The sequence below is a fragment of the Streptomyces sp. NBC_01006 genome, assembly GCF_045162725.1.
GTDB lineage: Bacteria > Actinomycetota > Actinomycetes > Streptomycetales > Streptomycetaceae > Streptomyces.
This window is the reverse complement of sequence record NZ_CP108702.1, coordinates 77,297-90,568: the sequence shown is the minus strand read 5'-3', so window position 1 is coordinate 90,568 and position 13,272 is coordinate 77,297. Positions and strand designations below refer to the sequence as shown.

Annotated in this window: 17 protein-coding genes; 7 read left to right on the top strand and 10 right to left on the bottom strand. The window is 68.0% G+C overall.

The annotated features are described in order from the left end of the window. Window positions 1-41: 41 nt before the first annotated feature. Window positions 42-1,163 (top strand): IS630 family transposase, encoded by a 1,122-nt coding sequence (locus OG509_RS42610; protein ID WP_331740878.1) that lies wholly within the window; start codon window positions 42-44, stop codon window positions 1,161-1,163. Between the two features lie 164 nt (window positions 1,164-1,327). Here OG509_RS42610 and OG509_RS42605 read toward each other — a convergent pair whose 3' ends face one another. From OG509_RS42605 to OG509_RS42590, 4 genes are all read right to left on the bottom strand, one after another. Next, window positions 1,328-2,080: a hypothetical protein gene (locus tag OG509_RS42605; protein ID WP_331740877.1), complete on the bottom strand. Its 753-nt coding sequence runs from the start codon at window positions 2,078-2,080 to the stop codon at window positions 1,328-1,330. 142 nt (window positions 2,081-2,222) lie between these two features. Further along, window positions 2,223-2,441: a recombinase gene (locus tag OG509_RS42600; RefSeq protein ID WP_331740876.1), complete on the bottom strand. Its 219-nt coding sequence runs from the start codon at window positions 2,439-2,441 to the stop codon at window positions 2,223-2,225. A gap of 154 nt (window positions 2,442-2,595) precedes the next feature. Continuing rightward, window positions 2,596-3,081 (bottom strand): hypothetical protein, encoded by a 486-nt coding sequence (locus tag OG509_RS42595; protein WP_331740875.1) that lies wholly within the window; start codon window positions 3,079-3,081, stop codon window positions 2,596-2,598. Between the two features lie 141 nt (window positions 3,082-3,222). Then, window positions 3,223-3,426: a hypothetical protein gene (locus OG509_RS42590; protein ID WP_331740874.1), complete on the bottom strand. Its 204-nt coding sequence runs from the start codon at window positions 3,424-3,426 to the stop codon at window positions 3,223-3,225. Here OG509_RS42590 and OG509_RS42585 point away from each other — a divergent pair. After that, window positions 3,419-4,231: a hypothetical protein gene (locus tag OG509_RS42585; RefSeq protein ID WP_406187960.1), complete on the top strand. Its 813-nt coding sequence runs from the start codon at window positions 3,419-3,421 to the stop codon at window positions 4,229-4,231. The two genes, OG509_RS42590 and OG509_RS42585, sit on opposite strands and share 8 nt — an antisense overlap. Window positions 4,232-4,565: 334 nt before the next feature. Here OG509_RS42585 and OG509_RS42580 read toward each other — a convergent pair whose 3' ends face one another. Continuing rightward, on the bottom strand, window positions 4,566-4,787 hold the full coding sequence (locus OG509_RS42580) for a heavy metal-binding domain-containing protein (protein WP_331740872.1): 222 nt from the start codon (window positions 4,785-4,787) through the stop codon (window positions 4,566-4,568). A gap of 211 nt (window positions 4,788-4,998) precedes the next feature. Further along, complete coding sequence (locus OG509_RS42575; RefSeq protein ID WP_331740871.1) at window positions 4,999-5,802, bottom strand: hypothetical protein; 804 nt, start codon at window positions 5,800-5,802, stop codon at window positions 4,999-5,001. Window positions 5,803-6,049: 247 nt separating this feature from the next. Between OG509_RS42575 and OG509_RS42570 the strand changes: the two genes are divergently transcribed. Beyond that, window positions 6,050-6,724: a hypothetical protein gene (locus OG509_RS42570; RefSeq protein ID WP_331740870.1), complete on the top strand. Its 675-nt coding sequence runs from the start codon at window positions 6,050-6,052 to the stop codon at window positions 6,722-6,724. Continuing rightward, window positions 6,724-7,188 (top strand): hypothetical protein, encoded by a 465-nt coding sequence (locus OG509_RS42565; RefSeq protein WP_331740869.1) that lies wholly within the window; start codon window positions 6,724-6,726, stop codon window positions 7,186-7,188. Before OG509_RS42570 ends, OG509_RS42565 begins: the two co-directional genes overlap by 1 nt. A gap of 64 nt (window positions 7,189-7,252) precedes the next feature. Here OG509_RS42565 and OG509_RS42560 read toward each other — a convergent pair whose 3' ends face one another. Together OG509_RS42560 and OG509_RS42555 are read right to left on the bottom strand one after the other, a co-directional pair. Continuing rightward, window positions 7,253-7,627 (bottom strand): hypothetical protein, encoded by a 375-nt coding sequence (locus tag OG509_RS42560; protein WP_331740868.1) that lies wholly within the window; start codon window positions 7,625-7,627, stop codon window positions 7,253-7,255. 60 nt (window positions 7,628-7,687) lie between these two features. Beyond that, a complete protein-coding gene (locus OG509_RS42555; protein ID WP_331740867.1) occupies window positions 7,688-8,347 on the bottom strand; it encodes an ATP-dependent DNA ligase in 660 nt (219 codons plus the stop codon). Window positions 8,348-8,639: 292 nt separating this feature from the next. On the opposite strand from OG509_RS42555, the gene OG509_RS42550 reads away from it, so the two are divergent. From OG509_RS42550 to OG509_RS42540, 3 genes are all read left to right on the top strand, one after another. Next, window positions 8,640-9,548: a tyrosinase family protein gene (locus OG509_RS42550; protein ID WP_406187959.1), complete on the top strand. Its 909-nt coding sequence runs from the start codon at window positions 8,640-8,642 to the stop codon at window positions 9,546-9,548. A gap of 1,453 nt (window positions 9,549-11,001) precedes the next feature. Then, entirely contained in the window at window positions 11,002-11,628 is a 627-nt protein-coding gene (locus OG509_RS42545; RefSeq protein ID WP_331740865.1) for a helix-turn-helix domain-containing protein, read from the top strand. Beyond that, entirely contained in the window at window positions 11,622-12,032 is a 411-nt protein-coding gene (locus tag OG509_RS42540; RefSeq protein WP_331740864.1) for a hypothetical protein, read from the top strand. Before OG509_RS42545 ends, OG509_RS42540 begins: the two co-directional genes overlap by 7 nt. Window positions 12,033-12,112: 80 nt before the next feature. On the opposite strand, the gene OG509_RS42535 is transcribed toward OG509_RS42540, so the two are convergent. Continuing rightward, window positions 12,113-12,244, bottom strand: coding sequence for a hypothetical protein (locus OG509_RS42535; RefSeq protein WP_331740863.1), 132 nt, complete (start codon window positions 12,242-12,244; stop codon window positions 12,113-12,115). A gap of 221 nt (window positions 12,245-12,465) precedes the next feature. After that, window positions 12,466-13,143: a helix-turn-helix domain-containing protein gene (locus OG509_RS42530; protein ID WP_331740862.1), complete on the bottom strand. Its 678-nt coding sequence runs from the start codon at window positions 13,141-13,143 to the stop codon at window positions 12,466-12,468. Window positions 13,144-13,272 lie beyond the last annotated feature (129 nt).

Sequence of the window (13,272 nt, the reverse complement as noted above, 5' to 3'; positions counted from 1 at the left end):
CTGGTTGGAAATGACTTCTCCAAACAGCGTGGGGAGGCGGGATGGCACAACCGGTCCGGGTTCGCAGGCTGACCGAGCAGGAGGGGCAGAAACTCCAGCACATCGTCCGGAGAGGCAGTACCAGCTCGGTGCGGTTTCGACGGGCGATGATGCTGCTGGCCTCGTCCGGCGGCAGCACGGTCCCGGTCATAGCCCGCCTGGTCCAGGCGGACGAGGACACCGTCCGCGACGTGATCCACAAGTTCAACGAGATCGGGCTCGCATGCCTCAACCCTCGTTGGGCGGGAGGCCGTCCCCGCCTTCTCAACCGTGACGACGAGGACTTCGTCGTCCAGACGGCCACCACCCGACCCACCGTCCTGGGCAAGCCCTTCACCCGCTGGTCGATCCGCAAACTCGCCGATCACCTGCGCAGGAACATCGACCGGCCTGTCCGGATCGGCCGGGAGGCGCTGAGGTGCTTACTGGCCCGTCGCGGGATCTCCTTCCAGCGCACGAAGACCTGGAAGGAGTCCCCGGACCCGGACTTCGACGCCAAACTGGCCAGGATCGAGTACGCGATCAACCAGCGGCCGGACCGCACGTTCGCGTTCGATGAGTTCGGACCGCTGGGAATCCGCCCGACCGCAGGCTCCTGCTGGGCAGAACAGGGCCGGCCAGATCGGCTGCCGGCTACCTATCGGCGCACCCACGGAATCACCTACTTTCACGGTTGTTACTCCGTCGGTGACGACCAGATGTGGGGGATCAACCGGCGCCGCAAGGGCACCGACCACACCTGGGCCGCGCTGCGATCGATCCGGGCAGCCCGCCCGGACGGCGCCCCGATCTACGTGATCCTCGACAACCTCTCCGCCCACCTCAACTGGCGAATCCGCAGGTGGGCGGCCCGGAACAAGGTCGAACTGTGCTTCACCCCGACCTACGCGTCCTGGGCCAACCCGATCGAGGCCCACTTCGGACCCCTGCGGCAGTTCACCCTCGCCAACTCGCACCACCCCAACCACACCGTCCAGACCCGGGCCCTGCACGCCTACCTGCGCTGGCGCAACAAGAACGCGCGCCACCCCGACGTCCTGGCCGCCCAACGACGCGAACGCGCCCGCATCCGCAGCGAGAAGGGCATCCGCTGGGGCGGCAGACCACTACCCATCGCGGCCTGACCGCTCAACCCGGTGAACCTTGTCGGTCACAGCACTAGTCAAGGTGATCCGAGCTGAAAGGCATCAGTCGTGGCCAACCGTGCGTCAAGCCTTCCGGGAGATCGGAGGTTCCCAGGCTGCCTGCCTGATACTGCTCCCATCCCGTTGCTGTGGGGGTGGGCCGTTCAGGCGGGCCAGGTGCCTAGTGCGTGGGCCAGGCGGTTGCTCTGCTCTCGGGTGATTCCCTGGGCGAGGCGGGTCGCACACCGCGGGCTCGTATATCCGTCACAGTGCAGAATTCCGAGGAAGGGCTCTTGGCTGGCTGAGAGCGGGGAGGTGGCAGGGAGCGTCCATTCGGCCGGCTCCCACAAGGGGTGGTCGGCGAGAAGGGCTACCGCGAGATGCGGGGCCAGCGCAGTGGGTACACCTGCCTGCGCCAGCGCGCCACCGACTACGGCTGCGGCGTCCTCGGGCAGATCCTGGTCGCCGAGGGCAGGCAGTAGGAGAAGTAGGCGCGCATATTCGGCGTGGATTCCCGGAGCGTTGAGGTCAGGCGTGCGGGCGATGTGGTGGAGCTCTCGCCACGACAAGCCGGGGCCAGCCTGGTGGCCGCTGACAGTGGCCAGGTGACCGTGCCGTCCCCACTCGGGGTGGGTGATGAAGTACTCCGTCTCCGGATCGTCGGGACAGTTGCTTCCGAGGACTATCACGGTGTGACCGTCATCGAACGGGATTCGGATGACAGGCCAGTGATCTTCGTCGCCGAGCGCGTCGCACGCTGCATCGGCATCAGCCCCGTCAACACCAAACGGATACAGAGAAGCGTCGTGCTCCTCCGTCTGGCTCAGCCACATCAGGTAGGCCGCCCAGAACCCCGGCAGCGCCAGCAGCTCCTCCCCCGCGACAAGCGGGGCGTTCTCGAATCCCTTGATCAGCACTGGCCCAGACTCTCACCCGCCTCTGACAGTCCGTAGGCGACCCTGGGTCCGAGAGACAGTCCCGGTGCCATGGGTGGTTGCGGTCAGCCACGTCAATCAGGCGCCAGCAGAGATCGAGCGTCCGGATCGACGAGCTTGAGGCTCACTCGGGCCGGCGGGTGGTAGGGATGCCGAGGGCGACGGGTGCCCGTTGGGAGGTTCGAGCGGCGTCGGCCTGTTTGGTGCGGACGAAGGTCAAGGTCATGTCGATGCCTTCGATCTCGCCGAGCCACTGCTCTTCCTCGGCGCGCTTGCGACGCAGGACCAGGTCTCTTTCGATCTCCGCGAGCCTGGGCAACATCTTCGGGTTGACCTGCAGCATGGGGCATCGGATGCATGCTTATCCGAACTAGCCCAGCTCGGCGGCAGGCCCGTGCGAGCCGCCGTTCACCACGGAAAGTAGTCGTGAAGAAGTTGGCTGGAGACGTTCCATCGAGCGTGTCGTGCACGTCGTCGTCCGCACGTGCTTCGCGGTCCTACTGGGAAAATGCGTAGGTCCGGACGGGATCGAGGTGCAGTTCGAAGGGCGTGAAACAGTCGGCCGCGAGAGTCGCGACCGGAGCGCCGCAGGGGCAGGCCCGATTGAGTCCCGTGTCGCCTGTCGGTCCGCAGCATCCACTGCTGTTCTCCCAGTTGGGCAGTGGCTGGAGGCCGGCGGCGTCATCAGGATGCACCAGCACTGTGTGTCGGCTGCCGGCTGAGATGACGAAGCCTTCTTCTCGGCAGACCAAATGTCCGCGCGGCTGCGCTGGCTTCGGGTCCTCCTGATCGTCCTGCACGACGTAAGGAGCTCCCCAGGGCTCGGGATCGATCGAGTAGTGGCCCCGCGGAACGGTGGAAGGCGCCCGGCGTGTCTCCTTGTCCCGGTCGCGCTCGTCGTCTGAGACGTGAGGGACGCTGGCAAGCTCGGCCAGCTCCGGCGTGATCGCGGAGCCACACTTGGAACACAGGAAGACGGTCATCCCCTCGTTGTAGTGCTTAGGACCGCTCCTCCGCATCCTCGTTTCGCTGCTTGGGGTCGATGCGCGCGACGGCTGGGTTTGGCGCAGGGAATGGCGAAGCCGGGACGGCGTACGCCGTCCCGGCTCAGTCTGCGCTCTGGGCTACGCGGCCCCGCCTCCCGTCCGCCGGATGATCAGTCGCGCGATCTCCCGGCAGTGGTTGGCCACCGCCCGGCCGTGCTCGCGGATCGTCTCGGCCCGCTCCTGTGAATCAGGTCCGCACGGGGCGGCAGGATTCGAGGCGATCGAGATGAAGGCGAGGACGCCGAGCAGCGTCGGTACCGCGTCGCTCAGAGTGGTGATCATTTTTGATGCTTCCCTCCGGGAAGGTCCACTTGAGCGGCGGACGCAGCCTAAGAAGGCCGTCGAAGCGGTCGTCATCCCGGCGGCACCGACCCGGCCGGAGGAGTACGACACCGCGACCCGCGCTGTGCTCGACCACATCGACCGCCAGGCCGTGCGCACCGTCGCGGACAGCCGGCCGGAGCGGACCCGCTCCGGCTACGCCCAGGACTGGGCGAGCTGGACGAAGTTCTGCACCGCGGCAGAGGTGCCGATGCTCGCCGTCACCCCGGGCACCCTCGTGATGTTCGTGGAGTGGTTGTGGACCCAGCCCGGATGGAAGAAGGGGACGTTCACCGCTCCCTCGACCATCGACCGGCGCCTGTCCGGCACCGTAGTCTCCGCCCGCGCAGACCATGGCGTGCGGCTGGAGGACGGCGTCGCCCGCCTCGCCCGCAACCGGCTCAAGCAGCTCGTCAAGGAGATGGAGGCCAGCGGGGAGACCCGCGGCCGCGGCCAGGCCCCGCCGCTCCTCGTCGACCACGTCGTCGCGATCAGCGCCGCCTGCACGGACAACCTCACCGGCATCCGCGACCGGGCCCTGGTCCTCATGCACTTCGCCGTCGCCGGCCGCGAACACGAACTCGCCTTCAACCGGGTCCGCGACTACGCGCTCACGTCCGACGGGATCCGGGCCGACCTCCGCGTCTCCAAGGTCCACCCCCGCACCGTGCCCGTGCCCGTACGGCTCCCGCCCCTCGATCTGCCCGGTCCGCGCATGGACCGCCTGGAAGGACGCCGCCGATCTCACCGACCCCGACGGCCCTGAGTGGCGGCGCCTGCACAACCGCTGGCACACCGTCCTGAAGGGCGGACTGCAGCCCGAGTCCGTCGGCGACGTCATCACCCGCGCCGTCGAACGCGCCTGGATCGAGATCCGCTTCACCGGCCACAGCCCCCGCCGGGGCCTGGCCACATCCTCCCGGCTCAAGGGCCACGACCAGATCGTCATCGCTAAACAGGGCGGCTGGGCCCCCCACTCCAAGGTCCTCGCCGGATACCTCGAAGTCGTCGACCAGTGGGAGGACAACGCCCTGCTGGGGGTGCTGTAGGGCCGCAGCCAGCCGTGGCGACGTGTCTGGGCGGGGGCCATCACGGTTGGATCACAGGAACTTCAAGGCCGTCCCGTAGACGATGAACGGCGAGGGCCCAGAGAGTTCGGCCGCCGTGATGCGGAGGCCGACGACGGCATCGGCCCCGTCCTTAGACGCTTGCTGCCGCAGCTCACTCATCACCTTGTGTAGTCGGTCGCCCTCGTGCAAGAGCAGCCAGGAGCTTTTTACGGGCTTGGGACCGGAGCCGGGGACAGTGTCCGTGGTGTACATTTCCATACCGTCAGCTTCAACCAGGCTCCGCAAACTTGCGACCCGACGCAGGGGCCACTGGTCCTGTGCGGGTCCCGCACAGGATCGACTCCGCCGTCCGCGATCACAGGCCACGATAGGCACGGCCTCCCAACCGCGAACGTCACGGGCGTGGCCGCGGACCAGCGCCGGCTAGATGTGGGTACGCGTTGTTCGCATAGGCCGACCCAACCTACTGCCGCACCAACCTGGCGAGAAAGTTGTCTACGAACTTCTCGACCTCGGCTTTCGTACCGACGTCTCGAACATCAAGGCGTCCGACCCACCTGACGCCGGCGCTCAGCATCAGGTTGTCCCGACTGTGATCGTTAGAAGCCCGGCGCGGCATCCCATGATGGAACCCGTCCACCTCAATGACCCCGACTCGGCCCTTGTAGGTGATCAAGAAATCAGGCTCGCGCGTGTAGCCGAGCACTCTCATCCCTGCCAGCGGCACGATCGCGATGGTCTCGTTGTCAGGCAGAGACGCTTGCCGATCTTTCAGTACTCGGTAGACCCTGTGCTCCCACTCGTTGGTGAAGTGCAGGTCGTCTTCAATCGGATGCTGGTCCTCGGGTCCAAGGCGGAGCTTCCGAGCCTGGTTCGTCGGCAGGGGGCCGTTGGCCTCGCGTAGCTTTGTTCGCCAGTCCGCGCTTGGCACCGGAACCACGGGGCAGATCTCGATCGACTCGATCCGGACGGCCAACCGCCTCGGCAGGACGGCTTGCATACCGTCCACGATGCGCCCGAGCACCGCTTCGGTGAACTGCTCAACGAGCTGCGGTTCCACCGTGAAGTACACCCTGTACTCATCCGGTTCGTACTCGTTTGAGTTCCAGAGGGTCATGTCGACCGCAGTCACGTCGGTAGCAGTGATCGCGGCCTCGGTATCGCCCCGCTGATAGAGGAAGGTGGCAGCAGCAGCCAGCAACTGCTCCCCTACCTGATCGATCGGCTTGTGCTCCACGATGTCTGCCAACGACAGCTCTTCACCCATACAGAGCATTCTGGCACCCGCAGCCGACAACCCCTCTGGGGTGCACGCGCGTTGCTGGTGAGCTGGCCGGCCAGGCTAAGCCGATCACCGGCCACAGCCCCCGCCGAGGGCGGGTCACCACATCCGCCCGCGCGGGCAACGACGAGCGCCAGGCGGAGAAGCAGGGCAGATGGGTGCCCGGGACTGTCATATGCCAGTCTCGCAAATCTAGTTGTCGCATCATGGGTGACAGTTAAAGCTGTCATTCATGACCCTCGACAGTGAGACCGACATCTGGGCGGACGTCAACACGATCCGCACCCCCGCGTACGCCGAGCCGACCGAGGACGACGTTCTCGCCCTCCAGGACGCCGTGGCCGAAGCCGCCGACGCGTTGGCATGGCAGATCTCCGAACGCGCTCGCGCCCACCGCGCCGCCGACGGCCAGGCCCCCGACCGCGTGGTGCTCTCCGGCGACTACCAGCTGGCCCTGCTCCACGCGCTCCGCCAGACCGCTGGCGTCGTCGAGAAGCGGGCCGCGGCCGCCGCGAAGGTGGCCGGCCACCAGGGCGCCAGTTACGCGCGGATCGGCGAGGCCTGGGGCATCAGCCGCCAGTCCGCCCGCGTGAAGTGGCCCGACGCCGTCCCCTCCCGCGCGGACCTCCCCCAGCCGCCCGTCACCGTCCAGCACGCCGGCGGCACCGCCGCCGTACTCCACCACCAGGGCACCGACCACTGGATGTTCACTGCCGTCGCCGCCGACGGCACCCACCACACCAGCGCACCCGACTACCCCACCAGCGCCGCGGCCGCCGACGACGCGAAATCCTGCCTCGCCGAGCACACCAGCACCGTCGCATGGAGTTGCGCGCACTGCGGAGGCGAGAACGGCGACGCCCATCCCTTCACCTGCGGGTTCTGCAGCACTCGGCGGACCGACTGATGTGGGCCTCGGTCGTCGCCGTCCTCGGCACCCTCGCCGGAGCCCTGACCGCCGGACTCCTCCAGCACCGCTCGGCCCGCACCGCACGGGTCGAACAGCGCGCCGACGCCGACCGCCAGGACCAGCTCGCCGCCGTCACCGAGTTCGCGGCCGCGCTCGACGCCCACCGCTCCGCGATGTTCCACCGCGAGCGCCTCACCCTGACCGGCGCCGGACCGGAGCCGGAGCTGGAGGCACAGACCCGGTCGCACGACACCCGCACCGCGATCACCGCGCCCCACATCCGCCTGCAGATCCTGGTCCCCGAACTCACCATCCCCGCACAACAGGCCGCAGACGCCACCTACGCGCTGCGCAAGGCCACCAACCAGGCCGACCTCGACGAGCGGCGCCGCGCCGCCAAGGACGCCGCGAACGCCTTCGTCACCGCGGCCGCCGCAGAGCTCGGACCCGGCAGACGCTGACGCAGACCGGACGTACGTGACGCAGGCGAGGCCTCGCCCAGACCGGGGGCGGGGCCTCGTCGTCTCAGCGGTGGATCACCACGCAGGGTTCCCCCGGCGCCGCGTTGAACTCCACGCACAGCCGCGTACGGTCGGCGAACCGCTTGCCGCCCTTCCATGACCAGCCGACCGTGGACAGCTTCGTCATGGCCGCGCTCACCGGTGTCGCGTCCTTCCAGTCCGTGACCACCGACCGCACACCCCGCGGCGAGTACGAGACCACCCGGGCCTGCACCCCGGTCCCATGCCCCTCCATGTGCGCCCCGACCGAGTCGACCCTCAATCCCTTGCCGCGAACGGACAGCCCCACGCGCCCGTCCTCGGCCTTCGCGTCGGCCTGCGCGGGCGCCGCCGCCACCATCACGGCCACAGCCGCCAATGCGTAGATCATCTTTCTCATGCCCCGATCAACCGGCCCCGGGCCCAGATGGGTACGGCCCGGGCCCCGGGGTCCTCCGGATCAGTCGTGGACGCGGACCACGCTCACCACCGGGTGCCGGGTCGTGCCGGCCGCGACCTCGACCACCAGCTCCACGGTGGTCGTCACGTACGGCTCGCCATCCTCCAACCGCGCCCGCGCGCCCGACGGCCCCGCGCCGAGAACCCTGCCGATCTCCGCGGCCAGGAGCGGGGAGAGCCGCTGGGAGCGGGCGATCCGGCCGCCGGGGAGCGCGACGACGAGATGGCGGGGACGGGCCGCCGTACCCGTGTACCCGACGACGTCGGCGTCCACGACCTCGGAGTGCCGTACCTTCTGCCAGATTCGCCGGCCGCCCCGGTACGGCGAGGCCGCCCTCCCCGCGACGATCCCCTCGATCCCCTGCTCCTGGAGGACCTCGTACCAGACCAGGGCCACATCCCGGTCGTCCGTCGCCGGCACCGCCTGGATCGGCGGGCCGACCTCCTCCAGCAACTCCAGTATCAGCGTGCGCCGCTCGACATACGGGCGCCCGCGGACGTCACCGAGATCGGGGTGCGCGAGCAGATCGAAGGCCGCGTACGTGGCGGGCAGAGCCGCGGCGAGTTCGCGGGCCCTCGCCGGGGTCGAGGCGGCCCGCGCCTGCACGGCCGAGAAGTTGAGCGCGCCGTCCCGCCAGATCACCGCCTCGCCGTCCAGCACAGTCCCCGGCCGCAGGCTTCGCTGCGCAGCACGGTCCGGTGACCGTCGAACTTCTGTTATGCGCTGTTGGACTGTCCACGGATAGTGTCCGGCCCCCGCACAGACCGCGCGGGGCCGACTACCGCTGCTCCTATGGGCAGACGATCACGGTTGCGCCTACGGGTGGAGCGAGTTGGGCGGTGGGCTGGGGCGTCTATCGGGCATACGGGCCGGCCCTTCGTATCCCTACAGCGAGTCTGGGCGTTGAGCCCTGGGCTGCCGGACAGGCCGGCGGTCCGGGAAGGAAGGTGTCATGGACAGGCGCAGCATGCTGAGGCTCGGCGCGGTCGTAGCGGCCGGAAGCGGGTTGGGCTTGTGGGGTGTGGCGGCGTCAGGGGCATCTGCCCCACAAATGCTCGTGAGGCGGCGGCCCGACGCCCGGGAGATGACCCCTCAGCAGTGGCAGGCGTTCGTGAACGCGCTCAAGAAGCTCAACACGCCGGCCGGCGGCAATCAGTACAGCAAATTCACCGCTGATCACTACGCCGTCGGGAGTGGGGCGCACGGATCGCCGGGCTTCTTTGTCTGGCACCGGTACTTTCTCCGTCAGTTCGAGAAGGCGCTCCAGGAGATCGACCCGTCCGTCAGCCTGCCGTACTGGGACGTCACCCGCGACTCCCAGGCCCCCGAGAGGTCCTTCATCTTCTCCGAGTCCTACATGGGTGGCAACGGCGGCTCCGACGGGAGGGGTGGGGCACTCAACGCTCCCTTCGTCGGCTGGCGCGTGCCAAGCGCGAACTCCGGATTGGTGGCTCGCTACTTCAGCAGAGGGACCACGATCCCCTCCTGGACCGCTCCCGAGATCCTCAACAGCTACCTGGACCACCGGGCGTCCTACGACGCGATTCGGCAGCAGATCGAAAGCACCTTCAGTCGCGTCCACGCCGGGATCGGCGGCAACAACGGCGACATGTCCTTCATGTACACGACCAACGACCCCATCTACTGGGTCTTCGCATGCTTCATCGATCTCGTGTACGCCGAATGGCAGAAACGACACCCTGACCGCACGAACGACTACCCCACTGACCCGAAGAAGACCCGCATCGCGAGCTATGACGGGGTGTACGTCGCCGAGGTCTTCGACACCAGGGCCCTCGGCTATACCTACAACCGCTGGAACGTCAACCAGCCCACCCCCAGCCCGTCATCGACGGCATGAGCCCCGTAGAGGCTGCTTGAGGAAGAAGCTCACCTCGTCATGCACCGAGATGCGCGCCTGGGGGCGCCGTTGAAGGGTCACGACGTCCGCGAGCCCGGTCTCAACCGACACCGCGGCCGGATCCACCGGCACGACCGGCTCCCTGCCGGGGCACACGAGCGTGAGCACGCGAGTTTCGGAACCTGACAAGAAGCCGCAGATTACGACGATCACTCGCAGTGACAGCGTGACCCTCGGGAACCCGCGCGGGCACCACTAATCCCAGGACTGGACATCCCCTGCGGACTCGGATCCACTCGGGTGCGGACAACAGACAGCACGCAACCCTGTCCATAACTTCGGCTCGAACCACCAGCCGTCCCCGTCCGGGAGCCGGGGCACGGCTTGGGCCAGGGCGACCGCGACGGGGAACTCCATGTTGATGGCGATATCTGGATTTCCCCACCCGGCGCTCGGGCTGCCCGCAGAGTTGCTCGGCTAGGTTTCCCCAGGCAGACCCGCGCTGACCTGCGGACGGGCGCCACAGGTGAGGGGCCGCCCGATAGCCAGCCAGCACCAGGGCCGCGGTGGCCGGTCCAGGGTGCGCGAAGCGCATCGCGTGAGCGACGCCGAAGGCGCCCTTGACGGGCCGGCGTGGCCCGGACACTGAACGAGCGGGCGGCCCCGACCCGTCGACGGCCTGGTGCTCGCCGTACTTCCCCACTTGCTAGAGGACCGGATCAAGTGGGGCGAGGAGTAGGGGTGGTCGTTTCCAAGAATCGCCATCAATGTGCCCACCCTGCGGAGGCGGTGGGCCCTGTGCTGCTCGGACTGCGCCGATTGGAGGTGGGCGTGCCTGGTCGCCCTGATCAGCAAGCCCATCAGCAGGTCAGCAGTACACGGTCCTCGCCCCCGCTAGAGGCGTTTCAGCCTCAGCCACAGAAGGTGCGCCCAACTCAGCCGGCAGCCTCCTTCCGGCGGTCACTGCACTACTCCGCACCACAGGCGGCATCAGCCACTGTGCTGCTTGCCTCCGAGTGGCACCCCACTCGGCCTGAGGCTGGATACCGGGCCCGCGCTGACGACGCGAGCACCGGAGCGAAGCGGAGGGCGCAGCCGACCCGTGGAGTCCGGAGGCAAAATCCGGCGTCGCGCCTCTTATTGGAAAAGAGGGCGGTTCCGGAAAACCCGCTTTGACCTGGTAGTTCGTCAGCAGCGATGTGTTGGCACCGACACATCGACAACCGAAAGTGTGTCAGCGGACACCACCAACGACACCACTTTCTCCCACCTGAGAGGTAGAAAAATGTGAACGCCCTGGTCAGCTAGGCGCAAGTCTCCGGCACTCGCGCGAAGTGTGTCGGCATCGACACCAAAAGGCCACGCCGACAGGGAGAAAATGTCCCAGTGCACAGGGACAACCCGCTAGGGTTCGGGATTGACTTCCCCATGATCGAGGACGGGACCCACGCACATGGCGCGCCGCCAGCCCATTCGCCGAGCGTCCGGCTCGCAGCCTCCGGTTGTGCCGGTCTCCGGCACTGGCGCGGAGTTCAAGGAGACGCTGACCGAGAAGTTCGCGGACCTCATCGCGAAGACTCCGACGCGTGGCCGGCCGGTCCAGCAGATGGACTTCAGCGTCCGGGTCACGCATCGGGCGCCGCACGAGATGTACGGGACCGCCGGCTTCAGCGCCGTGAGCAACGAGTTCCTCAGCGAGGTCCTTGCAGTCCTCATCGCCCAGCACGGCATGTCCCCTATCCAGAGCGCCGTCCTGGTCTGGTGCATCGGCAAGCAGAAGGAAGGGTGGGTCAAGGCGACCCACAAGTTGATCGCCGAGCGGCTCGGGGTCGAGCGGGCCAATGTCACCCGGGCGGTCAACCGCCTGGAGGAGTGGCACATGATCCAGAAGGTTCGTTCTGGTGTCATCTTCGTGAACCCCTTGATCGGGTTCATGGGCAACGGTGACCGTCAGCAGGAGATCCTCGCTAAGCTGCGAGAGGGGATTCCGCAGGACGCGTTTCCCAAGCTCAACGCGCCGCCGGCCCCGCGAAGCGTGCAGATGGAGCTCGGCCAGGACCAGGAGGAGGCGGCATGCTGATCCAGGCGACCTTCGGGCACGGGATGCTTCACAAGCTGGAGTTGTCGCGCGGTGCCCAAGACCTTCTGAGCGTGCTGATCGAGCTGCAGGAGCCGGGCGGCGAGGTGAGGATGTCGCAGCAGGAGCTCGCCGCCCGTGTGGGTCTCGGGAAGAACGCGGCCTCCACCGCGATGGCCTCGCTGGTGGACCGGCACTTGGTGCTGCGGCCCGAGAACAGCTACCGCACGTACATCCTGCACCCCTACATCGCGGGCTACGAGAGCCTCGAAGACCTCGCGGCCGCGGTACAGGAAGCTGCCCGCCGCATCCAGAACGGCACGCTTGGCGAACCGTCGGCCCCTCGCTATGAAACGGCGCCCCCCAAGAGGCAGCACCGGGAACTTCGCGCAGTCAGCAGCGCGTAGCCGCCGGATCGCTCATCGGTACCACAGCAGAAATAGGCGGGCCGCCCCGGTCGGGCGGCCCGCCTTTCTGTGCGTCTGAACTACTGGGCCCGACGGTCGGGCTGGTTCGGAATCTTCTTCCCTGTGGTGGGCTCCGAGGCCTTGCGCTGACCAGGGACAGTGGGGATGACGCGGTCGTTGTCGCGGGAGTTGTCGTGGGTGTTGCGGTCCATGACGGGGTCCTTCCGATGGTTTGGCTGACGGGTGCCGGGGCGGGTACCGACCGCCTTCCGACAAGAAAAACATTACGGCAGTAACGGACATTCTGGGGTGATTTTGCCCTGTGTGTCGCACTTTGATGTGGGAGACTTCAGGGCGTCTCCGAGGGGCACCGCGCTCGGTCCGCCGCCCTTGCCACCCCGGTGAGGTCGGGCGCCAAGGGCGGCGTCCCGGCTCAGGCCTCGCCGGTCCCCTGCTCGCGGGCTGCGAGGAGCAGCCGTTGGGCGGTGCGTTCGCTGACGCCGTACGTCTTGCCGATCTCCCCCGGCGTGGGCTCGGGGGTTTCGGCGCGGGCCGCGAGGGCGAGTGCGATGGCGATCTCGGTGACGCGGACATCGGGGCGGCGCCGGGGAGCGCGGTCTTTCGCGCCCTGCGGGCGGCCGGCTCCGGTGAGCTCGGGGTGGTGGCGCTGGTCGCCGGCTTCGAGTCGGGCTTGGAGGTCGGCTCGGCGGTACCAGGTGCGGCCGTGCCGCTCGACGACGGGGAGGTATCCGCTCTTGCCGTAGTCGCGGACAGTGGAGGCCTTCGTGTTCAGCACGGCCGCGGCCTCTTGGTCGGTGAGAAGGTCGCCCGGGTGCTCACCCCCCGGCGGTACGGCCGGAGGCCACGTGGTGTCCGCGTCGTCCGCACCGGCGGCCACATCGTGGTCCCGCTGCCCGGGAGGCCACGTGGAGCCGGAGAGGTAGGCCCGGACCTGTTCCTCGTCGTAGAGGCGAAGGCGCCCGCCTTCGTTGACCAGCGGCACTCGGGCGCGCAGGGACTCGCTTTCGTTGCGCTGCCAGGTCTTGAGGTTCATCTCCTTCTCGGAGGCGATGTCGGCTTCGGTCAGGGCGGGTCGGCCGCGCGGGATCACGTGGTGCTCCTGTAGTTCGTACGGGGCCGCGTACGGCCTGTGGAGAGGGGCGCTGTGGATAGACTGCCGGACATGTCGCGCTCCCTTCGTGGAGATGCTGACGGGTGGGGGCCAGTGGGTACCGCCGTC